This window comes from Burkholderia sp. MR1-5-21, assembly GCF_053427715.1.
Window position 1 is genome coordinate 279,174 of the sequence record NZ_JBSAXD010000006.1, and the last position, 22,556, is coordinate 301,729.

Below are 22,556 nucleotides of genomic sequence, written 5' to 3' on the forward strand. Positions count from 1 at the left end.
AAGCACGTAAAGACGGCGTCATATATCGATGTGGCGCGCATTAAAGTTGTGTAATGAAGCTACACGACCAGACACCCTTGCGTCGCCGCGACGGTCACCGTCGCCTCCATTCCCGCCGTAAACCGCAAATAGTCGGCCTCCATCCCGTCGGAAAAAATCACGCCGTTCTCCGGCATCCGCGAACGCAACCGCAGCGGCTCTCCTGCGTCCACGTAACCGAATACCAGCCCGGCCTTCGACGCCCGGCTCGGAAACGGCTCGCGCACCGCGAAGGTCAGTCGACGGCTGTCCCACGGTTGCGGGCGGTACTCGACATCGCCGGCCGCGTCCTGCATCGCGTGCGCGACGCCGAGCGACCCCGTCACGACGCTCTTCAGCCATGCGGTCGAACCGAGCCCCGTCGACACGATGACGCCCGACGACGATTGCGACTCGCGCCGCTCGCCCAGCTCGATCTCGTAAAGCGCCGACGCATGCGTGCGCGGGCCGATGAACAGGTCGTTGACGGCACGCAGCACCTGCCCGTCCGACAGCCGCGCTTCCGCCATCGTGACCGCCTTCGTCGGACGGCGGCCGCGCGCGACATCGGCGAGCACCGTCCCGAGCGCCGACGGCTCGAACGGCAGCAGCAGGCCGTCCCATCGCCCCGGTTCCGGATTCACGCCGATCAGCGGCTGTCCGTCCAGGTACTTCATCGCGTTCGCGACCAGACCGTCCTGCCCGAGCGACACGACGATATCGTCGGCCGCGAAGACGAAGTTCGGCAGATAGCTGCGATCGACGATCTGGTAGCGCCCCCAGCCTTCGAGCACGCGCACGGTCAGTGCCATGCTGCTTGCGTACGCGGCATGCTCGGCGACGTAATCGGAGAAATCCGCGCCGAGGTGCTCGATGTAGAACTTCGCCTGCGCGAGCGTGTGATGCCGCGCAACCAGTTCGTCGAGCCGCGTGCGACGCGTCACCAGCACGACCTTGCGAGCGCCGGTGCTCATGACGTCGCCCGCGCGCCGGCGCCCAACAGGCCCTGCAGCAGTTCGGGCGACACGTTGAGCTGCCCGATGCGCTCCGCCCGCTCGGCGATGCCGCCAAACGCCTGCGCGATCAGCTGGCCCGGCTGCATGCCGGCCGCCGCGAGCGCGTTGACGATGCGCGGATCGGCCTTCTCCAGCGCCTGCATGACGGCCCCCACCCGGTGCGCTTCGGCCTCCGCCAGCGTCCGGCTGTTGTGCGCCTGTCCCGCGACGAACGCCTTGCGCTTGTCCTCGAGCGCGATGTCGGCCGCCATCTGCTCGTCGCGCAGCGCGTTTTCCCGGCGCATCAGCGTGGCCTTCGCGTCCATCTGCGTCTCACGGATCTGCCGCTTCTTCCGCTCGACCGCGATGTCGGTGTCCAGTTCGTTCTGCCGGATCGCGCGCTCGTTCTCGACAGCCGACATGCGCCGCAGATAGATCGCGTCGTCGGCCGCCTTCAGGTTGGATTCGCGCGCTTCGGCTTCGAGCGCGCGGGCAATGTCCGGCGTGGGCTTCACCGCCATCACGGAGGCGCCGAGTATCTCCAGGCCCAGCGCGCCGATTTCGGGCTGGCTCGCGAGCCCCGTCTGCACCGTGTGCGCGATGGCCGCCGACGCGCGCAGCGCTTCCTTCAGGCCCAGCGCCTGCACGGCCTGCTGCACGATCACCTCGACCTGCATCGCGACGCGATCGCCGAGCCGCTTCGGATCCTCCGACACGTACGACCTGCCGTCCTTTCCCAGCGAAAAATCCATCATCGCCGCCGTGCGCCGCGGGTCGCTGATACGGTAGGTCACCTGCCCCTGCACCGTCACGCTCTGGAAATCCGCGGTGACGAGCTCGAGGATGAACGGCCGGTCCTGGCTCGCCACCGGCACGGACACCAGCGTCGTCGCCGGCGCGTAGTAGAAGAACGACAGCCCCGCGCCCTCCCGCACCACCTTGCCCGCGCGGAACTGCATCAGGTGAACGGTCGGCTGCGACTTGATGAATCGAATCCCGAACATGGTGGGCTCCTCTTTGAGTTGTATAGTACAACTTGTATGAGTTGCACAATACAACCTAGAATGAGGGCCGTCAAGTTCTTGCCGGTTCGCCATGACCCAGAAGAAACCCCCGTCCGGACGACGCACCGGGCAAGGGCTCGCGTTTGCGCAGCCCTACACGACCGTCGATGTCGTGATCTTCACGGTGCTCGACAACACGCTGCAGGTCCTGCTCGTGCAGCGGCCGGCCGATGCCGGCGAGCCGTTTCCCGGGCAATGGGCGCTGCCGGGCGGCTTCGTCGACGTGGCCGTCGACGCGACGCTCGAGGATTGCGCGCGCCGCAAGCTGTTCGAGAAAACCGGCGTGAAGAGTCCGTATCTGGAACAGCTCGGCAGCTGGGGCAGCGCGACGCGCGACCCGCGCGGCTGGTCGGCCACGCACGTGTGGTTCGCGCTGATCCCGGCCCGGGACGTGACGCTCGCGAAGGGGGCGAATGCCGCCGAGGTCGGATGGTTCGCGGTCGATACGGTGACGCAGACGCACGCACTCGCGTTCGATCACGACGACATCTTCCAGGCGGCGGTCGAACGGCTGCGCAGCAAGGTCGAGTACACGTCCCTGCCCGCTTTCCTGCTGCCGGAGCCTTTTACGCTGCCGCAGCTGCAGCGCATGTACGAGGTCGTGCTCGGCCGGCCGGTGGACAAAAGCGGGTTCCGCACGCGGATGCTCGCGGCGGGATTCCTGAAGGAAGACGGTCATGTCGCCGGGGAATCGAACCGGCCGGCGCTCGGGTATCGCCTCGTGGATCGCGGTACGGTCGTGGTGTTTCCGCGAACGTTCAGTCCGCGTGGTGGTGACTGACGCGTTGGGACGGACTGCCTTTCGATGTGTCGCGGATCGCGACCATTCCTTGTGATCCGCTCGACGTCGAAACAGGCCGCACACGTCCGGCCGACACTCGTCGTGCGCGCACGGGGCATCGCTACCCGTTCCGCGCCACCAGTTCGCGCACGAGCGCCCAATCGTCGTCATCGCAGAAGTCGAGCAGCACGATCCCGCACGGCTCGCGATGCGTACGCAGCCGTTGCGCGAGCCGCGCATGAATCCCTTTGACTCTGCCGTCGCCGCGCGCAACGACTGACGGATTCGCGCCCATCCCGGTGCCGCTGCAGAAATTGATCGCCCAGCGCCCGCTGTCGGCAGACGGCATGTGCGTGAGCAGCGCATCGATCGCCTGCCATTTGTGTTCGATCGACGCCGCGACCGGCACCCGGTATTCATCCTGGATCAGGAACGCCGAATCGGGATGATCGATCATGAAGGTCTGGTTGTCCGGCCACGCGGTCATGTCGATGCCGAGCGGACGGCTGCTGCGGAAGCGCCGCAGCAGCACCACCGAGCCGCGTACGTCGCCCAGCGCGGGAATGGCGCCGCCCGAATGCCAGCGCAACGCCGGATGACGCGCCCGATGCGCATCGAACGTCGCATCGAAACCGCGCCGGCACGCCTGTGCGGGCCATTCGTCCTTCACGGACATCACGATGCACTCGCGCGGATGCGCGGCCAGAAAGCGCGCGCAGCTCGCGAGCACGTCGTCGAACGTCATGCCGAGCGCGATCCCGCCGTGATGAATCTCGAACGTATCGCGCACGTGCCGGCAGCGAATGTCGAGCATCCGCACGCCGTGCATCAGTTGCGCATCGAGCGGCGCATGCTGCGTACGAACGAGCGCATCGTCGACGGTATACGCACAGGTGTCATGACTGCCCGGTACGGTCAGCCTATGCAGCGGTTGCCCGTCGTCGAGCGCCGACATCCAGTCGGCGAGCGGCAGGCGTGAATCGTGGCGTGGAAGGATCATGAGCCGATGACAAACCAACAGAAGAAACCATGGGTGACCGCGTCCGATGTCGCGGTGCGGGCCGGCGTGTCGCGCTCGGCAGTGTCGCGGGCGTTCTCGCCGACTGCCAGCATCGCACCCGAAACGCGCGAGCGCGTGATGGCCGCGGCGCGCGCGCTTGGCTACCAGGTCAACCTGATCGCGCGCGACATGATCACGCAGCGCAGCAGCATGATCGGCGTCGTCACCGCCGGATTCGAGAATCCGTTCCGCGCAAGGCTGCTGTCGGACCTGATGGCCGCGCTCGGGCATCACGCGCTCACGCCGCTCGTGACCAACGCGGAAGATCCGCGCCAGATCCACCAGTCGCTCGAGCGACTGCTCAGCTACCGGGTGGCCGGCCTCGTGATGACGTCCGCGTCGCCGCCGCTGTCGGTCGCGCGTCAATACCTCGCGCACCGGATTCCCGTCGTGATGATCAACCGCGCGGCGAACCTGCCGGGCGCGGATGTCGTCGTCAGCGACAACGCGGACGGCGCCGCGCAGGCCGCGCGGATGCTCGCGCAGGCCGGCGCGCGCCGGGTCGCGTTCGTCGGGCCGCGCAACGCGAGCTACAGTGCGAACGCGCGTGCCGATGCGTTCGTCGAAGCGCTGCGTCGTCACGGCGATCCTGACGACGCGCCAAGCATCCAGATTCACGACACGCCGTCCGACACGTACGCATACGGTGCCGAAGCGGCACGGCAACTGCTGTCCGGCGACACCGTTCCGGACGGCGTGTTCTGCTCGTCCGACCTGCTCGCGCTGGGCATGATCGACACCGCACGCCAGCAGTTCGGGCTGCGCGTGCCGGAAGACCTGCGCGTGATCGGCTTCGACGACATTCCCGCCGCCGCATTCGACGGCTATGCGCTGACGACGCTCCGGCAGGACACGCAAGGCCTCGCGAACGCGGCCGTCGACATGCTCGCCGAACGGATGCAGGCGTTCGCCGGCCCGTCGCGCACGCAGGTCGTGCCGGTGACGTGCGTCGTTCGTCACAGTTGCGGCGGGTCTCCGGCGTAGCGACGTACCCGTGCCGCGCCTGCGCGCGCGACTGCGCCATCCATGACGGGTGCGAACGCGCGGCGGCTCACATCGCGCGGCGCGCCGCGTCTCGTCTCGCGTGGAAGGTCGCCGCCCGGCATCGGCCTCACTTCAACCCGCCCGCGAAGCCGCGCAGCAGATAGCGCTGCACGTACCCCGCGACGGCCAGCGTCGGCAGCGACGCAATCAGTCCCGCGCTCATCAGGTCGCCCCAGTCGATGCCGTTCTCGGTCACGTAGCCGGCGATCGCGAGCGGCAGCGTGAAGCGGCTCGGCGTCGAGACGAACAGCAGCGCGAGCAGGAACTCGTTCCATGCGGCGATGAACACGAAGATCGCGGTCGCGACCAGGCCCGGCGCACAGAGCGGCAGCACGATCTGCACGAGCCGCCGCGCGAGCCCCGCGCCGTCGAGGCACGCGGCTTCCTCGTATTCGATCGGCACGTCGCGCACGAACGCGAGCAGCATCCAGATCGCCATCGGCAATGCGTAGATCTGGTACGCGAGCATCAGGCCGACCGACGAATCGAGCAGGTGCAGCCGCTTCGCGAGCGCGAACAGCGGCACCGCGATCGTGATCGGCGGCATCAGCTTCAGCGCGAGCACCAGCACGAGAAACAGCAGGTCGAGACGCGCGGGAAACCGCAGCCGGACGAGCGCATACGCGGCCGGAAACGCGAGCGACAGCGCAACCAGCGTCGTGCCGAACCCGACGAGCAGCGAGTTCAGCAGCGGGCCGGCGAGGCCGCTCGCCCACACCGACGCGAAATGCTCGACAGTCGGTGCAGCCGGCCAGATCCGCAGCGGGTGGTCGAGCCGCTCGAGCGTCGGCATGAACGCCGCGCCGGCCATCCACGCGCACGGCAGCAACAGCAGCGCGAGCGCGACGATCCGCAACGCCCACGGGAACGCGTGCGCGAACGCACGCAAGCCTGCCGCCCGCCGCTGCGGTGCATGGGACGACGCCTGAGCTACGCGCGCCGCTTGCGAACCGTTTGCCATACGTACCCCGAGACGAGCAGCGCGGACGCCGCGAGCATCAGCACCGACGCGGCGCTCGCCGGCCCGACGTTGAAGAAGCGGAACCCCGTGTCGTAGATGTAGGTCGACAGCGTCTGCGTCGCGTTGCCGGGGCCGCCCCCCGTCAGCGCATAGACCTTGTCGAACAGCTTGAACGTGTCGATCGAGCGCAGCAGCAGCGCGAGCCCGATCTGCGGCGCGGCGAGCGGCAGCGTGATGTCGCGCAGGCACTGCCATTCGCTCGCGCCGTCGGTGCGCGCGGCCTCGTACAGTTCGTGCGGAATCGATTGCAGCCCGGCGAGCACGATCAGGAACGCCATCGGTGTCCACTGCCACACGTCGACGAGCATCAGCGACCAGAGCGCGAGGTGCGGATCCGACAGCCAGCGCACGCCGTCCACGCCGAACGCCGCCAGCAGCGTGTTCAGGAAGCCGTCGAAATTGAGCCAGTTGCGCCAGATCGCCGAGCACACGAGCGTCGACAGCATCATCGGCAGGATCGCGAGCGGCAGCGCGATGCGGCGGCCCGGGAACGCACGCACGAACAGCAGCGCGAGGCCGAAGCCGAGCGCCACCTCGACGAGCGACGCCGCGATCGTGAAGCGCAGCGTGTTGCCGAAGCCGGCCGTGAATGCGTCGTCGCCGAGCACCGCGCGATAGTTCGCGAGGCCGGCAAACGTGCGGCGCCCCGCCGCGTAGTCGACGTGGCAGAACGAATCGACCAGCACCTGCACGACCGGATACAGCGCGAGCGCGGCGAGCACCAGCAGCGCGGGCCCGAGCAACGCGATGAACGGCAGGCTGCGGCCGAAGGCCTTCATGCGCGGCGATGGTTCGCTCATGCGGCGCGCGCGCCGTTACTTGCCGGCCGCGGCCATCGCCTGCGCGATCTTCTGCTGCGCCTGGCGCAGCGCCGCATCGGGCGCGGCCTGCCCCGTCAGCGCGAGCTGCAACTGATCGCCGAGTATGCTCTCGATCTGCTGCCAGTCCATCACGCGCGGCCGCGCGCGGCCGGCTTCGAGCGCCTTCAGCTGGTCGGGATACCAGCGGTATTGACGGACCAGCGCCGGATCCTCGAACACACTCTTGCGGGTCGGCGGAATGCCGAGCGCGGCGAGGCGCGTCTGCGTGTCGCGCGACGTCAGGTACGCAAGAAAATCCTGCGCGAGCTTCGCGTGCGGCGCATCCTTCGGAATCGCCATCTGCCAGATGCCGAGCATCGGCGCGGGGCCGGCGGTCTGTCCCGGCGGCGCCTGCAACGCGATCTGGCCGGCGACGCGCGACTGCTTCGGATCGTCGAGCGCCGGAATCCACGCGGGCCACACTTCGATCGCCTGGGCGGCGCTGCCGCGCTGCAGTGCGTCGCGCACTTCCGCGGCGCCGTACACGTCGACGTCCTTCGGCGCCGATGCCTTCAACGCGAGGAAGGTCTTGAGCGCGGCCTGTGCCTCGCGCGAGTCGATCGTCACGTTGCCCGCGCGGTCGAGCACGTCGCCGCCGTACGCCCACAGGATCGGCAGGAAGCCCGTGACGACCGGATTGCCCTTGGTGCCGCGGAACACGACACCCGACACGCTCTTGTCCGCGCCGCCGACCGTCTGCGCGATCTTCAGCACGTCGTCCCAGTTGCGCGGCGGCTGCAGCTTGTACTTCGCGAGCAGGTCCTTCCGGTACGCGAACATCTCGACGTTGCCGACGACCGGCAGCGCGTACAGCCCGCCCGCCGCGTTGCGGCCGAGCGCAACGGTCGACGCGACCAGGTCGGCGTCGGCGAGCGTCGCCGGCAGCGGCTTCAGCCAGCCGTTGCCGATGAATTCCGGCGACCACGTGTCGTCCATCATCACGAGGTCGTATGCGCCGGTGCCCTCGCGCATCGACAGCTTCAGCTTCTGGTAGAGGTTCGCGTTCGGCAGCTTCAGCAGTTCGATGTCGGCGCCGGGGTGCAGCTTCGTGAAGCCGGCGACGGCGTCGGCCAGCCCCTTGCCGTAGATGTCGTCGCGGCCCGCGATGACGAGGTCGGCGGCGACGGCATGCGACGCGAAGACGGAAAGCGCAACGGCGGCGGACAGCGCGCGCAGGCGGCTCAGCAGGGTCATGTGGTCTCTCTCGATCGGCGTGTTGGCGGGGCGGCCATGCGTTGCACACGTGTGCAACGCGGGCGACTCGGGTGACGTTTCAGGCCACCGGATGCGAACGCCATTGTTCACGCGGATCGTTAAGGATTTGTGGCAGGTGAAAGCGCGCATGTCGCGGCAGCCACCCGCTCGACCAATCAGAAATTCACGCGAATCCCTGCCATCACCGCAAGCTGCCGGTTCGAGGTGCTGTTCGCGAGCACCGGGATCTGCGCGTAGTCGACCGCATGGCCGTTCGCGTCGGTGCCGAGCCCCGTTCCGCTCGCGAGCTGGCCGATCGCGACCGCATACAGCGCGGTGCGTTTCGACAGCGCGTAGTTCGTGCCGATGTTCACCTGATGGAAGCGCGTCGTGCCGCGCCCGTCGGTATGCGCGGCGTTGAAGATGTACGCGATACCGCCCTGCAGCGCGGGCGTGAACATGTACGTGACGTTCAGCTCGCCGATGTCGAATGTAAATGCCTGCGGCCGCAACTGCGTGCTCGTCGAGAAATAGTTGCTGTCGTCGAGACGCGTGTGCGTATAGGTCAGCGCGACCGTCGCCGCGCCGAACGTCACCGAACCGCCCGCGCCGAACGCACGCATCGATCGCGCATCCTGCAACAGGCAATACATCGCGCCCGGGTTGCTGCACGCGAAATCGCCTATATAGCCGCTCTCGCCGCCGAGCGCGGCGTCGAGCGGCTGGCGCAGGTTCAAATAGCCGACCGCGAGCGACACCGGCGCGCGGTTGTACGACACGGCGAGCGCATAGCCGCGCTTCGCGGAGAAGTCGCCCGCCTGCCCGCCGAAGCTGAACGTGCCGCCGAACGTGAACCCGTTGATGTCCGTGCTCGTGAACTTCACCGCATTGTTGAAATTGAACGCGGCGTTCAGGTTGTCGACGTCGCCGAGATGCGAGCCGTACGGCGTCGCCCAGTTGTTGCTCGACACGTAGGCGCCGAGCATGTCGGTATACGAATCGTATTGCCGGCCGAGGCCGAGCGTGCCCAGCGTGTCCTTGCGCAGCCCGACCCACGCCTGCCGGCTGAACGCCGTGCCGCCCTGCAACGCCTGCCCGTTCGCGGACAGGAACTGCTGCTCGAGCGTGAACACCGCGTCGAGCCCGCCGCCGAGCGGCTCCGCGCCCTGGAACCCGAAGCGCGACGGCACGAGGTTGCCGCCGCCCATCTGCCATGCGTGGCCGCCGCCGACGCTGCCGTCCGCGCGCGTGAACTGCTGGTTCGTCGAGTAGATGATGCCGGTATCCACGGTGCCGTAGAGCGTCACGCTGCCTGAGGTCTGCGCGTGTGCGTGCATGCAGGAAACCGCTGCCGCCACGGCGGCCAGTCGTCGTCCGTTCGTCATGTCCCGTCCCTCTGCGTTCGTCCATTCGCAGTGCGAATCGACTGTGTTGATGATGTGGGTGACGGGACTCTATCCGGCGAAAATTCCGGACCTCTATCTCAAATCGGCAAACGGTGAATGGTGAAAGCTGAATGGCGCGTGGCGAGCGCCGTGGGCCGTCGCGCGCCGGTTCACGCCGCGCTCGGCGTGCCCGGCAAGCGTCACGCGGGACGCAACGTCTGCGACGGCAGCTCGCCGAACAGGTCGCGGTACTCGCGCGCGAAATAGCCGAGATGCGTGAAACCCCAGCTCGCGGCCGCCTCGCCGACGCCGACCTGCTGCGCGGATGTCGTGCGCAGCAGGCGCCGCACCGCGTTCAGGCGGATCGTGCGCAGGTACGCGACGGGCGTCACGTCGGCGACGCGCTGGAAGCCCGTCTGCAGCGTGCGGCGGCTGCAACGCAGCGCGCGGCACAGCTCGAGCACGGTGACGGGTTCCTCGGGCCGCTCGCGCAGGTGTTTCTCGCAGCGGCGCACGATGTCGCTGTAGGTCGCGTGCGTGATGTCGCGGCGCTCGGCGCCGGCCGCCTGGTCGAGCGCATCGAGGAACATGCCGAGCATCGCGTCGCGGAACATCTTGCGCGTCGCCGCGTATTCGAGGCAGCCGGGGTTGCGCTGCGCGTCGTCGATCAGCGCCGACAACCGCGCGCCGAGCGCGACGCCCTGCGCATCGGACAGCCGCGTCACGTGCCGCAGCTTGCGCACGCCGGCCGCACCTTCGCCGGTCGCACCGAACTCGGCCTCGCACAGCTCGTCGACCATGTCCGACGCCGCGCTGATGCCGACGAGACCCATCCCTTCAGGCGTATGGAATTCGAAATCCTCGCCCGCGCGCAACGCGAGCAGCGCATAGCCGTCGACCGGCTGCCCCTGGAACGTGCCCGCGAGCGGCATCGACAGCGGCACCGCGAGCGACGTGCGCCCGGCGGGCGCGAGGCCCGTCTGCGCGACGCGCCGGTTGGTGGTCTCGCGGAAGAAATGGAAATCGTCGTACAGCACCTGCGTGACCGTGCCCTTGAAGGGGCCCGGCGTCATCTGGCGGTAGACCTGATGCCAGCCGGCGATCGCAAGCCCGTGGTCGTGCACGTCTTCGTGTGAGCGTGACTGGAACAGCATCGGCGTCTCCGGTAAAACCCTGATTCCCTGGCGCGCACCCGCCGGCAGCACGCGGCGGGACGCAACGCCACAGCTTACCCTCGCAATAATCGTCGCAGTGCGGTTTCGAATGCGCGGCACGCCGCCGACAGCGCGGCGCCCTGCTCGTCAGTCAGTCTCACATAGCGGCGGAACGACGGCATCCGGTTCACGACCTCGCTGCCGCCATACGGCACGACGGACAGCGTCCAGCGGTCGCCGTGCGCGTGGATCACGCACTCCGTCAGATGCAGCACCCGCAACGCGCCGGCCAGCGACGGTTCCGCGACGAGCGCCGCAACCGTCCGCGCGAAACCGGGATCGCTTCCCGGCTGCGGCACCGCGCGCACGCCGGTCGACCGCAGCCAGCCGGTCTGCGTCACGCGCGCGCTGCCTTGCGTGGCCGGTCCGCGCGCGGTCACGGCAATCCGCACGCTGACCGTGTGCATCAGGAACTGCCGTGCGACTTGCTCGATGATGCCCACCTGCATCCCGTTTGGAAGTCGCGCCGCCCCGCTCTCGCCGTCCCGCGCCGCGCGCAGGTCGGCCAGCACGCGCGCCGCGACCGCACCGGGCCGGTAGCCGGGCGGCGGCGCATCGGGCGCGGCGCGCCACCGTGCGAGCGCGGCCTTCATCCCGCGACGTGCTCGTTGCGCAGCACTTCCTCGACCGGCACCGGTTTGAACGGATGCCGGCGCTGCACGACGAGGGTCCAGAACAGCGCATACAGCGCGGTCAGCCCGAGCATCGCGCCGAACGGCACGTAGATGTCGCGCGGGTTCATCCCCGGCGGCGTGATGTACCAGATCGCGAGCACGATGCCGACGCTCGACACGATCTGCGGCAGCGGGAACCACGGCGAACGGTACGGGCGCGGCAGGTCCGGGCGGCGGATCCGCAGCATCACGACCGACGCGGTGACGAGCAGGTACGCGGTGCCCCATGCGCAGGTTGCCGCGAGCACGAGGTGCAGGATGCTGTCGAGATTGCCGTTGATCAGCCACGCGTGGAAGATCGGCACGACCGCCGCCGCGACGATGCCGATCACCGGCGTCTTGAAGCGCGGATGCAGGTACGCGAAGCAGCGCGGCAGCGCGCCGTCGATCGCCATCCCGTACAGGATGCGCGGCAGGCCGGCCATCAGCGTGTTGATCGTCGCGGCGCCCGCGCACAGGAACGCGATGCCGAACCAGATGCGGCCGAACGGCCCGAGCACCTGCAGCGCGAACGCGGGAATCGCGCCCGGCGTGTCGAGCAGGTGCGTGAGGCCGTCCGGGCTGACCGGCACGTTCGGCACCTGGCGGCGGATCGCCGCGCCGTACAGGAACATGCAGATCGCGACGCCGACCAGGCCGATCGCCATCGCGCGCGGGATCGTGCGGCCCGGCGCCTTCATTTCCGGCGCGAGCGGCGTGACGAACTCGCAGCCGACGAACATGAACATCGCCATCCCGACGAGCGACAGCACGGCCGGCACCGTCGTGCCGACTTCCGAGCGGCCGAACCAGCCGTCGAGATGCACGGCCGGCGCGGCCGCGATGCCGAGGATTCCGAAGATCATCAGCGACAGCCACATGCCGGCCGTCAGCACGATCTCGAGCTTGCTGAATACCTTGATGCCGATGATGTTGGTGATCGCGAACGTGATCACGAGGCCGACGCCGACGAGCCACGAGCTGTTGTGCTTCTCGAATGCGGCGTTCAGCGATTCGAAGTTGACGAGCGCCATGATGCCGCTCAGGATCGTCTCCGCCGTGCCGGCGAACACGTGCACGAGGAAATACGCGGAAATCGTGCCGGTGATCGCCCAGAAGCGGCCGAGCCCGCATGACAGGTAATCGTAAACCGAGCCCGCCGTCGGCAGCATCGCGGCCGCCTCGGAGAACGTCGTCGCCTGCGCCTGCATCATCACGAACGCGATGATCATCGCGACCGCGAACGCCCAGCCGCCCATCCCGAAGCCCGACGTCGCGGTGAGGATCACCGGGCTCGCCATGATGAGCCCGACAGCGCTCGCCAGCGCGGTCGGGAAGCCGACCGCACCCGCTTTCAGCGCGGTGCCGCCGCCCACTTCGGCCGGCGCGCCGGCGGACGTTTCTGCTGCTGCGCTGGTAAACCCTGACGTTCCCGACATTCTCGTCTCCTTAGTCGGCCAGAGCGGGCGCTTCAGCGCGTACTCCAGCCTCATGCCAATCGATGTCGAAAAAATACGCAGGCAAAATTCTTCGCACATAGCGCAAATCGGCAAACCGGCGGGCAACGCAGATGCTACCCGCCGGCGGTCGCCGGCCGCGCCATGCGCCCGTTACGCGAACGGCACCGCGTCGAAGCCGGCCGCGAGCGCGTCGACGATCCGGTCGAGTTGCTCGCGCTGGATCACGAGCGGCGGCGACAGGATGATCTTCGTGCCGACCGGGCGCACGAGCACGCCGTTCTCGCGCGCGACTTCGGCGACTGCGTTCGCGTAGCCGGACAGCGGGTCGATCGGTTCGCGCGTCTGCTTGTCCGCGACGAGGTCGAGCGCGAGCATCAGCCCCTTGCCGCGCACCTCGCCGACCGCCGCGAACCGCTCCGCGAACGGCTTGAGCGCTTCCAGCAGGTACGCGCCCTGCTTCGCCGCGTTCGCCGGCAGATCCTCTTTCAGCACGATGTCGAGGCTCGCGATCGCGGCCGCGCACGCGACCGGGTGGCCCGCGTATGTGTAGCCGTGCATGATCGCACCGCCGAAATCGGCGTTCGCCGCGAACGCGTCCTCGATCCGCGCGTTGACGGCCGTCGCGCCGAGCGGCACGTAGCCCGACGAGATGCCCTTCGCGAGGCACATGATGTCCGGGCGCACGCCCCAGCCGCGGCTGCCGAACAGGCTGCCGCTGCGGCCGAAACCCGTCACGACCTCGTCGGCGATCAGCAGCACGCCGTAGCGGTCGCACACCTCGCGCACGAGCGGCCAGTAGTTGGCCGGCGGCACGATCACGCCGCCCGCGCCCTGGATCGGCTCGGCGATGAACGCGGCGACCGTGTCGGGGCTCTGGAACAGGATCTCGCGCTCGAGCAGCTCCGCGCAGATGCGGCCGAGCTCTTCGGGGTCCTGCGTGAACGGGTTGCGGTACAGCCACGGCGTCTCGACGTGGAAGCAGCCCGGCAGGTTCGGCTCGTAGTTGCGGCGGAACACCGTGTTGCCATTCACCGACGCGCCGCCGAAATGCGTGCCGTGATAGCCCTGCTTCAGCGAGATGAACTTCGTGCGGTCGGCCTGGCCGCGCACCTTCCAGTACTGGCGCGCGATCTTCAGCGCGGTCTCGATCGAGTCCGAGCCGCCCGAGCTGTACAGCACGCGGCGCATCCCTTCCGGCTCGAGCATGTCGACCAGCAGCTTCGACAGCTCCTCGGCGCGCGGATGCGAGATCCCGTCGAACAGCTGGAAGTATTCGAGCTCGTCGAGCTGGCGCACGATCGCGTCCTTCACTTCCTTGCGGTTGTGCCCGACGTTGACGTTCCACAGGCCCGCGACGCCGTCGACGAGCTGCCGGCCGGTTTCATCGAACACGTAGCAGCCGTCGCCGCGGACGATGCGGATCGGCTTGCGCCGCTTCATTTCGTTCGGGTGCAGCATCGGGTGCCAGAACTTCGCTTCGTTGTAGCTCATTGCAGTCTCCACTTTCGGACAGGTATGCCGCGCCGCGCGTCAGTGCGCGATGCAGACGGATTTGGTTTCGGTGAAGCCTTCGATCGCGTACTGGCCGAACTCGCGGCCAATGCCCGACTGCTTGTAGCCGCCGAACGGCATCGACGGGTCGAGCGGGATATGGCAGTTCACCCACACGGTGCCGGCCTCGATCTGCGGCACGAGGTTCATCACGCGCGTCAGGTCGTTGCTCCAGATGCTCGCGGCGAGGCCGTACGGCGACGCGTTCGCGAGCCGCACGGCGTCCGCCGCGTCGTCGAACGGCAGCACGACGACCACGGGGCCGAACACCTCGTCGCGGACGATCGCGCTGTCGGGGCGCGGATCGGCGATCACTGCGGGCTTCACGAAGTAGCCGGGCAAGTCGTCAGCAGGCGTGCCGCCGGCGAGGAACGTGAGGCCGTCGCGGCGCGCCTGCTCGATGTGCGCGACGACCTTGTCGCGGTGATGCGCGGATACGAGCGGGTTGACCTGCGCGGTCGTGTCGAGCCCCGCGCCGAGCTTCATCGACTGCGCGACGCCCGCAAGGCCGTCCGCGAGCTGCGCGAACTTGCTGCGGTGCACGTAGATCCGCGACGCGGCCGCGCACACCTGCCCCTGGTTGAAGAACGCGCCCGCCGCGACGCCTTCGAGCGCCTGCGACACGTCGACGTCGTCGAGCATCACGATCGGGTTCTTGCCGCCGAGCTCGAGCGAGAAGCGCGTCATGTTCTGCACGGCCGCCGCGCCGACCAGCTTGCCGGTCGCGGTCGAGCCCGTGAACGAGATCTTCGCGATCGACGGATGGCTCGCGAGCGCCGCGCCGCACGTGCGTCCGCCGGTGACGACGTTGAACACGCCCGGCGGCACGCCCGCTTCCAGCGCCAGTTCGGCGAGACGCAGCGCGGTGAGCGGCGTTTCCGGCGACGGCTTCAGCACGATCGTGCAGCCGGCCGCGAGCGCGGGCACGAGCTTCCATACGGCGATCATCAGCGGGAAATTCCACGGCACGATCGCGGCGACCACGCCGACCGGCTCCTTGCGCGTATAGGCCGTATAGCGCGCGCCGGGCGGGAACGGGATCGACACGTCGAGCGTCTGGCCCGTGATCTTGGTCGCCCACCCGGCCATGTAGCGCACGTATTCGACGCTCGCGCCGACTTCGATCGCGCGCGCGATGCGGATCGACTTGCCCTGGTTCAGCGTTTCGAGCTGCGCGAGGGTTTCGGCGTCGCGCTCGATCAGGTCGGCGAGCTTCAGCAGGATGCGTTCGCGGTCCGCCGGGCGCAGGCCGCTCCACACGCGCGTATCGAACGCGCGCTTCGCGCTTGCGACGGCGCGCTCGACGTCGTGTTCGTCGGCGTCCGCGACCGACGCGAGCTGCTCGCCCGTTGCCGGGTCGTGCACGTCGAGCCGCGCGGCCGCGTGCGCGGGCTGCATGGCGCCGTCGATGAAGAGGCCGAAGTCGCGCGCGACGAAACTGCGCACGGTGTCGCTGACGGCGACGAAATTCGTTGAGGTCATGGGCGTCTCGAGAGTGTCGTGGCTGGGCCGCGTGCGAGGCACGCGGGCGTCGCATCACTGTATCGAGCGGGGTTGGCGCGCGGTTAGCGCAAATTGGCAGTGCGTGGCGAACAGGGCGAGCCGTGGCGTGTACGGCCTTGGCACGACGACCGATCGGGCCGAGGCTGCGGTTCCGCGTGCCCGTTCACGGATGCCGAAGCGGTTGCTGAACCGGCTGCGGACGGAAGCCGGTCTTATCGCACGCCGGGCGTTTACAGGAACAGCGCCCCAACCAGCTCGGTACGATTCGACACGCCGAGCTTTCGGTACATGCGCATCAGGTGGGTCTTGATCGTCGGCGGACCGAGCGCGAGATCGCGCGCGATCTCCTTGTTCGAGCGGCCGTCGCGCACGAGGCGCGCGATCTGCTCCTCGCGGTAGGTCAGGCGCTCCTCGCAGCCGATCCGGTGAATCCCGCGCCGTGCGCGCAGCAGCGGACCCAACGCGGCTTCGGCAACGGGCTGCAGCCGTACGAGCGCGTCGATTTCCCCCGGCATGAATCGGCCTGCCGCGCCAAAGCGCAGCAGCGAAAACGCGCCGACCGTCCGGTCCGCATCGCGCAGCCAGATTTCCACCACATCGGCAACGTCGTGACGACGCAGGAAGCGGGTCCAGTACGCAGACGCGTCGCGGCACGCGTCGGGCAGTTGCGACGCAAGCGTGACGACCGCGCCTGCGCCCGTCGCGCAGCGGGACGGATGCAGCGGATCGAGCATCCGGTAGCGGGCAACGTAAGTCCGGTGCATCGATTCCGGCATCCCGAACAGCTCGAAATCCGCCGGTTCGCCGCTCTCGTCAAGCCGGTAGAACACGATCGCCGACGGACTCGCGAACGCGTCGAACGCGTCCACGCAGGCACGCAGCGCGCGCAGCCAATCGGCGGCGGCAACGGCGGCCGCGACGGAAGGAACGGATGTGGTCGGCATGATGGACATCGGCAGGCGGGCGGACGCGTCGGATGTCAGCGCAGACTACAGTCGGCGGCAAGCGACGCGTGAGCACAAATCGGCAAATCGTCGCCGCGCGCGGTTCGCCATCGCGGGTCGCTGCAACCGCCGCTTGCCCCGATCCCGGGCAAAGTCAACGCGCGACGACGCTCTCCTGTCCGCGTCGTCGCATGGTCAAGCCTCCCGCGCCAGATCGACGCAGAAGTCGTACACCGCCCGAGTCATCTGCCCCAGCCCCGGCTGCTCCAGCGGATAGTGCCCGGCATCGTCCAGCATGACGACCTTCAGCGGTACGCGATCGATTCGCTTCAGAAACAGCTCGCTCAGATGCAAAGGCGTCCAGCGGTCCTCGGCCGGCTGCGTCAACAGGATCGGGCACACGTCGAAATCCTCCGGTTCGATCGCCGGTGCATAACTCAGGTAACTGGCCAGGAAGCGCATCGTCACCCATTTGCCCGCCGAGGTCGAGTCAGCGAGGCAGGCCTTCAATGCGGCCTTGTCGTTGACCAGCGCATGCATCTTGCTCGCAGCGGCCATCGGCATGCGCATCCCGGACAACGGCGTGCGGGCGGCCAGCTTTGCGAGCGGCCCGCCCACCCGGCTCATGAACAGGTTCAGGGCCGTCTCGTCGCGCACCTGCTGAATCCGCTGATCGAGGAACGTCATGCCGACGATGCCCTTGACCCGCCGGTTTCTCGCCGCGACGTGATAGGTTTCCATGCCGCCGGCGCTCAGGCCGTAGAGCACGATCGGCCGGTTGTCCTTCGCCAGTTCCGCGTCGACGAGGTCGCTGCCCGCCTGCACCCAGTCGTCATACACGACCGGCCTGCCGCGACCGACCTGCGTCAAGCCGTACTCCGGCATGTCGATCGCGATCGTCTCGAAGCCTTTACGCGCAAGCGGCGCGCCCAGGATGGTCGACATCTGACGGCCGTTCGTGCCGACGCCATGGAACAGGATGACCTTGAGCGGCGCGGCCGCATTGCGATAGCAGTCCAGATGGATGCGGTGCGGCCCCCAGGACCACCACGCCTCCTGCGGTTCCTGTTCCGGCCGCAGCTGGTACTCGGCGGGAAGGAAGCGCTGGATGTCCCGCCAATTCTTCTGTTGTGCATAAGTCGTCATTTCCTGTCCTGAATCTGTGCAACCGTGGCCCGGACAGGCCGGTCGAGACCGACGTGCCTGTTCAGGAATGCGATCTGCAGCGCGATATTCTGCAAACAGACCGCCTCATCTTCAAGATGCAGCTCGAAGTGGTTTCCCTCCAGAAGATGAAATTCGCCTCGCGGGATGCGCATCGCCGCACGCCTGGCCGCCGAGGCTGGCGTGACCGTGTCGCGCCGGCCGGCAACGATCAGCGTCGGCGCCTTCACGCGATGGGCCGCGCGGATCGGGCTGTAAAACGGCACCTCCAGGAAAATCCGTGCAAGCACCCTGTTTTCCCAGTTGGCGCCCGCCGGAAGCAATCGCGCATAGCCTTCCCGGCATTCGGCGCTCGTCAGGGCCGCGACGTCGCCGGGACGTCCGACGATCGGCCGATAGTACGGATAGCCAAACAGCTTGCCGCCGTGGTCGAGCAGCGCCGCCATCGCCAATCGCGGCAGCACGTGCACCGGTATCTGCCGCATGCTTGCGATGCCGCTCACATGCGGCACCTGCGCGATCACCGCATGAATCCGGGGGTCATTCGCGGCCGTTTCGATCACGTGCCCGCCGGAAAACGACGTCCCCCACAACACGATGCGCTCCGGATCGATGCCGGAAAGCGTCCGCACATGCGCGACGGCCGCGGCCCAGTCGGCGAGATGCCGGCGCGGGCTGACCCAGTGCCGGGGCATTCCGTCGCTGTCGCCGAAATTGCGATAGTCGAACAGGTACACCGCGTACCCTTGCGCGACGAAGCGCCGCGCAAACGCGTGCAACCCCGCCGCGCGCGTCGCGCCGAAGCCGTGTGCCATCACGATGACAGGCGGGTTCTCGCCCGCGTCCGGCAGCATCAGCGTCCCGGCGCAATACTCGCCGTGGCTCGGAAATCTGGAATCGAAGCTGATCATGATCGTTTCCGGTCACGCGGACGCGGCCCGCCGGTTGGCCAGACGCGAGATGGCAGCGTCGGCACCGGGCACCGCGCGCCGGAATTCGAGTGCGGGATCGACGATCGCCTCCTTCAGCAGCATCTCGCGATCGGCCTCGAGGCTGTGAAGGACACGCCACGGCAACGCCCGCCCCTGGCGCGGCAGCACGCCCTGGCCGCGCTGCACGTAGCCGGACTGCAACGAACCGAGGATCGATTCGTCGAGCATTTCGTCATTCGGCGCCCGTGCCGTCACCATGTCGAGACCTTCCGCATCCATGTGCTTCAACAGGCGGCACACGTAGGCCGCGGCCATGTCGACCTTGAGTGTCCACGGCGCGTTGGTGTAGCCGAACAGGTACGCGAAATTCGGCACGTCCTGCACCAGCACGCCCTTGTACGTCATCACGTTGCCGGCCTCGATCCGTCGTCCGTCGACATGCACGTTCATGCCGCCGAGCGATTGCAGCTGCAGCCCCGTCGCCGTGACGATGATGTCCGCTTCGAGCGTCTTGCCGGATTTCAGCAGGATCCCGTTTTCCGTGAACGTGTCGATGTGGTCGGTCACGACGGACGCATTGCCGTCGCGGAGAACCTTGAACAGGTCGCCGTCCGGAACCGCGCACAGCCGCTCGTCCCACGGGTTGTACTTCGGCGTGAAGTGACGCATGTCGACGCCGCTGCCGAGCTGCTTCTCGACGTGGGACAGCAGCCACGACCGGATCGGGCGCGGCCACCGCTTGGCCGCCTTGTAGATGAAGTGCTGCAGCCGGATATTCCGCCAGCGGGCGAGGCCGTATACCCAGCGGGTCGGCAGCACGCGATCCAGCACGGCGGAGAGCTTGTCGTAGGCCGGCACCGAAAAGATGTAGCTCGGCGAGCGCTGCAGCATCGTGACGTGTGCGGCCCGGCCGGCCATCGCGGGCACGAGCGTGACGGCCGTCGCGCCGCTGCCGATCACGACGACGCGCTTGCCGCGATAGTCGAGATCCTCGGGCCAGTGCTGCGGGTGAATGCGCAGCCCCTTGAAGCGCGCCTGCCCCGGAAAATCCGGCAGGAATCCCCGGTCGTGGTTGTAGTAGCCGGTGCACGGAACGAGCGTCTTGCAGGTGAAGGTCGACGTCTGTCCCGTGCCCTCATGCCGGGCGCTGACCGTCCAGCGGCGCTGCTCGGTCGACCACGACGCGTCCTCGATCCTGATGCCGAAGTGGATCAGCCGGTCGACGCCATGCTCGCGCGCGGTGTCGGCGATATATCGCCGGATCGACGGGCCGTCGGCGAGCACCTTGTAGTCATGCCACGGCCGGAACCGATAGCCGAAGCTGAACATGTCCGAATCGGACCGGATCCCCGGGTAGCGGAACAGGTCCCACGTGCCGCCGATCGCATTGCGCCGCTCCAGAATCCCGACGCGCTTCCCAGGGCATTCCCTGGCCAGATGGCAGGCCATGCCGATACCGGAAATGCCGGCGCCAATGATCAATACGTCGTAGTCCGCGTTCATCGCAGGTCTCCTCGCTCGCTTTGATTGATGAGCACACTCTAGCGACGGCGACGCGCCGAAGTTTGACGTCACGAGACTATTGTTTTACATTTTGAGACATGGATGCCCTGGTGAGAGCAAGCGGCCTGCGTGGCTACCCGGCCTTGATGCGCGACCTGGGATACGATCCCGCGCCGCTGATGCGCCGTTACCACATTGCGGAGGCGTCGCTCGACACGGACAACGCGATGATTCCGCTGCGTTCCGCGACGCATCTGCTGGAAGCCAGCGCCGAAGTCACGGGATGCGGCGATTTCGGCCTGCGCATGTCGCTGCGCCAGAACATCGACGTGCTCGGCCCGGTCAGCATCGTGATGCGAAACGCGCCCACTCTCCGGGACGCGCTGAACGACGTGGTCCGTTACCTGTTCGTGCACAGTCCGGGCATCGTCGTGACCGTCAACGAACGCACCCCGATCGTAAAGGACACGGTCGCGGTGTCCGTCGAGCTTCGCCTGTCCGGTCACGTCAACATGCGCCAGAACATCGATCTCTGCCTCGCGGACGCACACAATTTCATACGGTTGTTCGCAGGGGACAAATACGATCTGCGCGCCGTGTCGATCCCGCACGATCCGGTCGTCAGCCGTGGCGTGTACGAGCGCTTCTTCGGCGCAAGGATCCTGGAGGAGCCCGCCAGGGCAACCCTGCACATCGGTCGCGATACGTTCGCCGTCGGCGTTCAAGACGCGAGCGCAACCCTTCGTCAGATCGCGGAAGACTATATTTTCCGCAACTTCGGCGAGGCTCGGGGGAGCACGGCCGATCGCGTTCGCGAGGTGCTGCGGCAGATACTTGGCGCGTCGACCTGCGACAAGTCCAGTGTTGGGTCGCTGCTTGCGATGCATCCGAGAACGCTGCAACGGCGTCTGTCGGAAGAGAACACGAGTTTCGAGATCCTGAAGGATGAGGTTCGCCAAAACCTCGCGGTGCATTACCTTCGGAACACCAGGCTGACGATCGGCCAGATTGCGCTGATGCTCGGGTTTCCGGCGCAGTCAGCGTTGTCGCGGGCGTGCCGGCAGTGGTTCGATCTCACGCCCTCGGAGGTTCGTGGGGGTGATCGAAGCGGCAGCCGTGACATCGGGGTGTAGTATTCCCCTCACGTTCAGGTTGTTGTTCGGGTTCGAGGTCGCGCAGATTCGGCGCATTCATGGCAAGGGCGTCAATCTGGTTGGACCTGCCAACAACGCCAACGAAACGTTCGTCGCGTCGGCCGTGACAAGTGCATTGATTGGATACACGTGATGTCAAGCGAGTGGAAGCGCCGTTCCTGGCTGTTCATCCAGCGTTTCTGGCAGCCGACCAGCGCGTGCATGACCTGCATGCCGGGAAGCTGGGGCAATGTCATGAGCCTTGCGCACTGGACGATAGCGCTCCAGACAGGTCTGCTCACCGGCGTTCTGGCCGTACTTTTGACTTTCACGCCTGCAACGAAACTCTACAAGCGTCGATACGGCAACGCGCTGATCGTCGGCTTCCTGACGACGTTAGGCGATGCCTACTCGCATGCAAGTCATTACCGCATCCCCTTTGTCGAGCACGTCTTGACGGGGGTGATTTCCGGCTTGTTGACGCTGGTTGCGTCATATCTCTTTGAAGACCGCGCGCGACGCCTCCGGGCGGTATGGGCGCGCATCACGGCTCGCGAGACTGTGCGCTGACAATGGGCGGTCGGGGCTGTTTCGGGTGCCGGCGGTCTGGTGCGGCAAGAAGGCGGTGTTCGCCCCCGAGTGACTCAAAGACGCATTCCGGGCATTCTGGAAACTTGGTATCGTTCGCAAAGTGGGCTTCGGTTTCGGTCTTTGGATTAGGAGGTCAAGATGATGTTCAATCTGGAACGGTTCATCGCTGACTGCCGCCTCGCTCTAGCTGAGGACCAATCGCACAAATCGGTCCATGAAGTGGTCGCTCGCGCGGTTGCGGATCCCGCGAGTGTTCTCAAAGGATTGGGTGAGCCGAGGCGCGCCGAGGTCCAGAAGCTCTACCAGTCAGAGGACTTGACGATTCTCAACGTGATCTGGGGACCGCGAATGATGTTCTTGCCCCATAATCATCAAATGTGGGCAGTCGTTGGCGTGTACACCGGCCGCGAGGACAATATTTTTTGGCGTCGCATCCCCGGCAGTGAGAACGGCAGGGTGGAGGCCGCAGGTGCCAAGGCGCTATGC

Annotated in this window: 20 protein-coding genes and 1 pseudogene; 5 read left to right on the forward strand and 16 right to left on the reverse strand. The window is 67.3% G+C overall.

Annotated elements, in window-relative coordinates; genetic code table 11:
* Positions 1–59: 59 nt before the first annotated feature.
* Both ACV229_RS11525 and ACV229_RS11530 read right to left on the reverse strand, forming a co-directional pair.
* Positions 60–992 carry a sugar kinase gene (locus ACV229_RS11525; RefSeq protein WP_448083251.1) on the reverse strand — a complete coding sequence of 311 codons (933 nt, stop codon included), beginning with the start codon at positions 990–992 and terminating at the stop codon, positions 60–62.
* A complete protein-coding gene (locus tag ACV229_RS11530; protein ID WP_448083252.1) occupies positions 989–2,017 on the reverse strand; it encodes an SPFH domain-containing protein in 1,029 nt (342 codons plus the stop codon). Before ACV229_RS11530 ends, ACV229_RS11525 begins: the two co-directional genes overlap by 4 nt.
* A gap of 91 nt (positions 2,018–2,108) precedes the next feature.
* On the opposite strand from ACV229_RS11530, the gene ACV229_RS11535 reads away from it, so the two are divergent.
* Complete coding sequence (locus tag ACV229_RS11535) at positions 2,109–2,858, forward strand: NUDIX hydrolase (RefSeq protein ID WP_448083253.1); 750 nt, start codon at positions 2,109–2,111, stop codon at positions 2,856–2,858.
* Positions 2,859–2,979: 121 nt separating this feature from the next.
* On the opposite strand, the gene ACV229_RS11540 is transcribed toward ACV229_RS11535, so the two are convergent.
* Positions 2,980–3,858 (reverse strand): phosphatidylinositol-specific phospholipase C, encoded by an 879-nt coding sequence (locus tag ACV229_RS11540; RefSeq protein WP_448083254.1) that lies wholly within the window; start codon positions 3,856–3,858, stop codon positions 2,980–2,982.
* Between the two features lie 6 nt (positions 3,859–3,864).
* Here ACV229_RS11540 and ACV229_RS11545 point away from each other — a divergent pair, with 6 nt between their 5' ends.
* Positions 3,865–4,902 carry a LacI family DNA-binding transcriptional regulator gene (locus ACV229_RS11545; protein WP_448083255.1) on the forward strand — a complete coding sequence of 346 codons (1,038 nt, stop codon included), beginning with the start codon at positions 3,865–3,867 and terminating at the stop codon, positions 4,900–4,902.
* Positions 4,903–5,029: 127 nt separating this feature from the next.
* Here the strand turns inward: ACV229_RS11545 and ACV229_RS11550 are convergent, their stop codons facing one another.
* The 13 genes from ACV229_RS11550 to ACV229_RS11610 form a co-directional block, all read right to left on the reverse strand.
* Positions 5,030–5,923 carry a carbohydrate ABC transporter permease gene (locus ACV229_RS11550; RefSeq protein WP_448083256.1) on the reverse strand — a complete coding sequence of 298 codons (894 nt, stop codon included), beginning with the start codon at positions 5,921–5,923 and terminating at the stop codon, positions 5,030–5,032.
* Entirely contained in the window at positions 5,893–6,762 is an 870-nt protein-coding gene (locus tag ACV229_RS11555; RefSeq protein ID WP_448083280.1) for a carbohydrate ABC transporter permease, read from the reverse strand. The genes ACV229_RS11550 and ACV229_RS11555 overlap by 31 nt, the downstream gene beginning before the upstream one ends.
* A 36-nt stretch (positions 6,763–6,798) precedes the next feature.
* A complete protein-coding gene (locus tag ACV229_RS11560; RefSeq protein ID WP_448083257.1) occupies positions 6,799–8,037 on the reverse strand; it encodes an ABC transporter substrate-binding protein in 1,239 nt (412 codons plus the stop codon).
* A gap of 176 nt (positions 8,038–8,213) precedes the next feature.
* Positions 8,214–9,422: a porin gene (locus tag ACV229_RS11565; protein WP_448083258.1), complete on the reverse strand. Its 1,209-nt coding sequence runs from the start codon at positions 9,420–9,422 to the stop codon at positions 8,214–8,216.
* A 200-nt stretch (positions 9,423–9,622) separates the two neighbouring features.
* Positions 9,623–10,576, reverse strand: a complete 954-nt coding sequence (locus ACV229_RS11570; RefSeq protein ID WP_448083259.1) for a helix-turn-helix domain-containing protein — start codon at positions 10,574–10,576, stop codon at positions 9,623–9,625.
* A 74-nt stretch (positions 10,577–10,650) separates the two neighbouring features.
* Complete coding sequence (locus ACV229_RS11575; RefSeq protein ID WP_448083260.1) at positions 10,651–11,229, reverse strand: DUF3156 family protein; 579 nt, start codon at positions 11,227–11,229, stop codon at positions 10,651–10,653.
* Positions 11,226–12,728 carry an APC family permease gene (locus tag ACV229_RS11580; protein ID WP_448083261.1) on the reverse strand — a complete coding sequence of 501 codons (1,503 nt, stop codon included), beginning with the start codon at positions 12,726–12,728 and terminating at the stop codon, positions 11,226–11,228. Before ACV229_RS11580 ends, ACV229_RS11575 begins: the two co-directional genes overlap by 4 nt.
* A 171-nt stretch (positions 12,729–12,899) precedes the next feature.
* The gene (locus ACV229_RS11585; RefSeq protein WP_448083262.1) at positions 12,900–14,240 is read right to left on the reverse strand and encodes an aminotransferase class III-fold pyridoxal phosphate-dependent enzyme; all 1,341 of its coding nucleotides are present in this window, start codon (positions 14,238–14,240) and stop codon (positions 12,900–12,902) included.
* 39 nt (positions 14,241–14,279) lie between these two features.
* Positions 14,280–15,782, reverse strand: a complete 1,503-nt coding sequence (locus ACV229_RS11590; RefSeq protein WP_448083263.1) for an aldehyde dehydrogenase family protein — start codon at positions 15,780–15,782, stop codon at positions 14,280–14,282.
* Positions 15,783–16,033: 251 nt separating this feature from the next.
* Positions 16,034–16,747: a response regulator transcription factor gene (locus ACV229_RS11595; RefSeq protein WP_448083264.1), complete on the reverse strand. Its 714-nt coding sequence runs from the start codon at positions 16,745–16,747 to the stop codon at positions 16,034–16,036.
* Positions 16,748–16,942: 195 nt separating this feature from the next.
* Positions 16,943–17,893: an alpha/beta hydrolase gene (locus tag ACV229_RS11600; protein WP_448083265.1), complete on the reverse strand. Its 951-nt coding sequence runs from the start codon at positions 17,891–17,893 to the stop codon at positions 16,943–16,945.
* Complete coding sequence (locus ACV229_RS11605; protein WP_448083266.1) at positions 17,890–18,822, reverse strand: alpha/beta hydrolase; 933 nt, start codon at positions 18,820–18,822, stop codon at positions 17,890–17,892. The genes ACV229_RS11600 and ACV229_RS11605 overlap by 4 nt, the downstream gene beginning before the upstream one ends.
* A 12-nt stretch (positions 18,823–18,834) precedes the next feature.
* On the reverse strand, positions 18,835–20,346 hold the full coding sequence (locus ACV229_RS11610; protein ID WP_448083267.1) for a flavin-containing monooxygenase: 1,512 nt from the start codon (positions 20,344–20,346) through the stop codon (positions 18,835–18,837).
* Positions 20,347–20,444: 98 nt separating this feature from the next.
* On the opposite strand from ACV229_RS11610, the gene ACV229_RS11615 reads away from it, so the two are divergent.
* The 3 genes and pseudogenes from ACV229_RS11615 to ACV229_RS11625 all read left to right on the forward strand — a co-directional run.
* Entirely contained in the window at positions 20,445–21,479 is a 1,035-nt protein-coding gene (locus ACV229_RS11615) for an AraC family transcriptional regulator (RefSeq protein WP_448083268.1), read from the forward strand.
* A 153-nt stretch (positions 21,480–21,632) separates the two neighbouring features.
* Complete coding sequence (locus tag ACV229_RS11620; protein WP_448083269.1) at positions 21,633–22,049, forward strand: hypothetical protein; 417 nt, start codon at positions 21,633–21,635, stop codon at positions 22,047–22,049.
* A gap of 159 nt (positions 22,050–22,208) precedes the next feature.
* Positions 22,209–22,556, forward strand: a pseudogene (locus tag ACV229_RS11625) (hypothetical protein); the annotation flags it as partial.

Excerpts from the sequence above, each read along its gene's own strand:
- ACV229_RS11580 (WP_448083261.1), bottom strand. The coding sequence starts at position 12,728 with ATGTCGGGAACGTCAGGGTTTACCAGCGCAGCAGCAGAAACGTCCGCC.
- ACV229_RS11525 (WP_448083251.1), bottom strand. The coding sequence starts at position 992 with ATGAGCACCGGCGCTCGCAAGGTCGTGCTGGTGACGCGTCGCACGCGG.
- ACV229_RS11620 (WP_448083269.1), top strand. The coding sequence starts at position 21,633 with ATGTCAAGCGAGTGGAAGCGCCGTTCCTGGCTGTTCATCCAGCGTTTC.
- ACV229_RS11540 (WP_448083254.1), bottom strand. The coding sequence starts at position 3,858 with ATGATCCTTCCACGCCACGATTCACGCCTGCCGCTCGCCGACTGGATG.
- ACV229_RS11560 (WP_448083257.1), bottom strand. The coding sequence starts at position 8,037 with ATGACCCTGCTGAGCCGCCTGCGCGCGCTGTCCGCCGCCGTTGCGCTT.
- ACV229_RS11530 (WP_448083252.1), bottom strand. The coding sequence starts at position 2,017 with ATGTTCGGGATTCGATTCATCAAGTCGCAGCCGACCGTTCACCTGATG.
- ACV229_RS11575 (WP_448083260.1), bottom strand. The coding sequence starts at position 11,229 with ATGAAGGCCGCGCTCGCACGGTGGCGCGCCGCGCCCGATGCGCCGCCG.
- ACV229_RS11555 (WP_448083280.1), bottom strand. The coding sequence starts at position 6,762 with ATGAAGGCCTTCGGCCGCAGCCTGCCGTTCATCGCGTTGCTCGGGCCC.
- ACV229_RS11590 (WP_448083263.1), bottom strand. The coding sequence starts at position 15,782 with ATGACCTCAACGAATTTCGTCGCCGTCAGCGACACCGTGCGCAGTTTC.
- ACV229_RS11565 (WP_448083258.1), bottom strand. The coding sequence starts at position 9,422 with ATGACGAACGGACGACGACTGGCCGCCGTGGCGGCAGCGGTTTCCTGC.
- ACV229_RS11605 (WP_448083266.1), bottom strand. The coding sequence starts at position 18,822 with ATGATCAGCTTCGATTCCAGATTTCCGAGCCACGGCGAGTATTGCGCC.
- ACV229_RS11545 (WP_448083255.1), top strand. The coding sequence starts at position 3,865 with ATGACAAACCAACAGAAGAAACCATGGGTGACCGCGTCCGATGTCGCG.
- ACV229_RS11550 (WP_448083256.1), bottom strand. The coding sequence starts at position 5,923 with ATGGCAAACGGTTCGCAAGCGGCGCGCGTAGCTCAGGCGTCGTCCCAT.
- ACV229_RS11535 (WP_448083253.1), top strand. The coding sequence starts at position 2,109 with ATGACCCAGAAGAAACCCCCGTCCGGACGACGCACCGGGCAAGGGCTC.
- ACV229_RS11610 (WP_448083267.1), bottom strand. The coding sequence starts at position 20,346 with ATGAACGCGGACTACGACGTATTGATCATTGGCGCCGGCATTTCCGGT.
- ACV229_RS11570 (WP_448083259.1), bottom strand. The coding sequence starts at position 10,576 with ATGCTGTTCCAGTCACGCTCACACGAAGACGTGCACGACCACGGGCTT.
- ACV229_RS11615 (WP_448083268.1), top strand. The coding sequence starts at position 20,445 with ATGGATGCCCTGGTGAGAGCAAGCGGCCTGCGTGGCTACCCGGCCTTG.
- ACV229_RS11585 (WP_448083262.1), bottom strand. The coding sequence starts at position 14,240 with ATGAGCTACAACGAAGCGAAGTTCTGGCACCCGATGCTGCACCCGAAC.
- ACV229_RS11595 (WP_448083264.1), bottom strand. The coding sequence starts at position 16,747 with ATGCCGACCACATCCGTTCCTTCCGTCGCGGCCGCCGTTGCCGCCGCC.
- ACV229_RS11600 (WP_448083265.1), bottom strand. The coding sequence starts at position 17,893 with ATGACGACTTATGCACAACAGAAGAATTGGCGGGACATCCAGCGCTTC.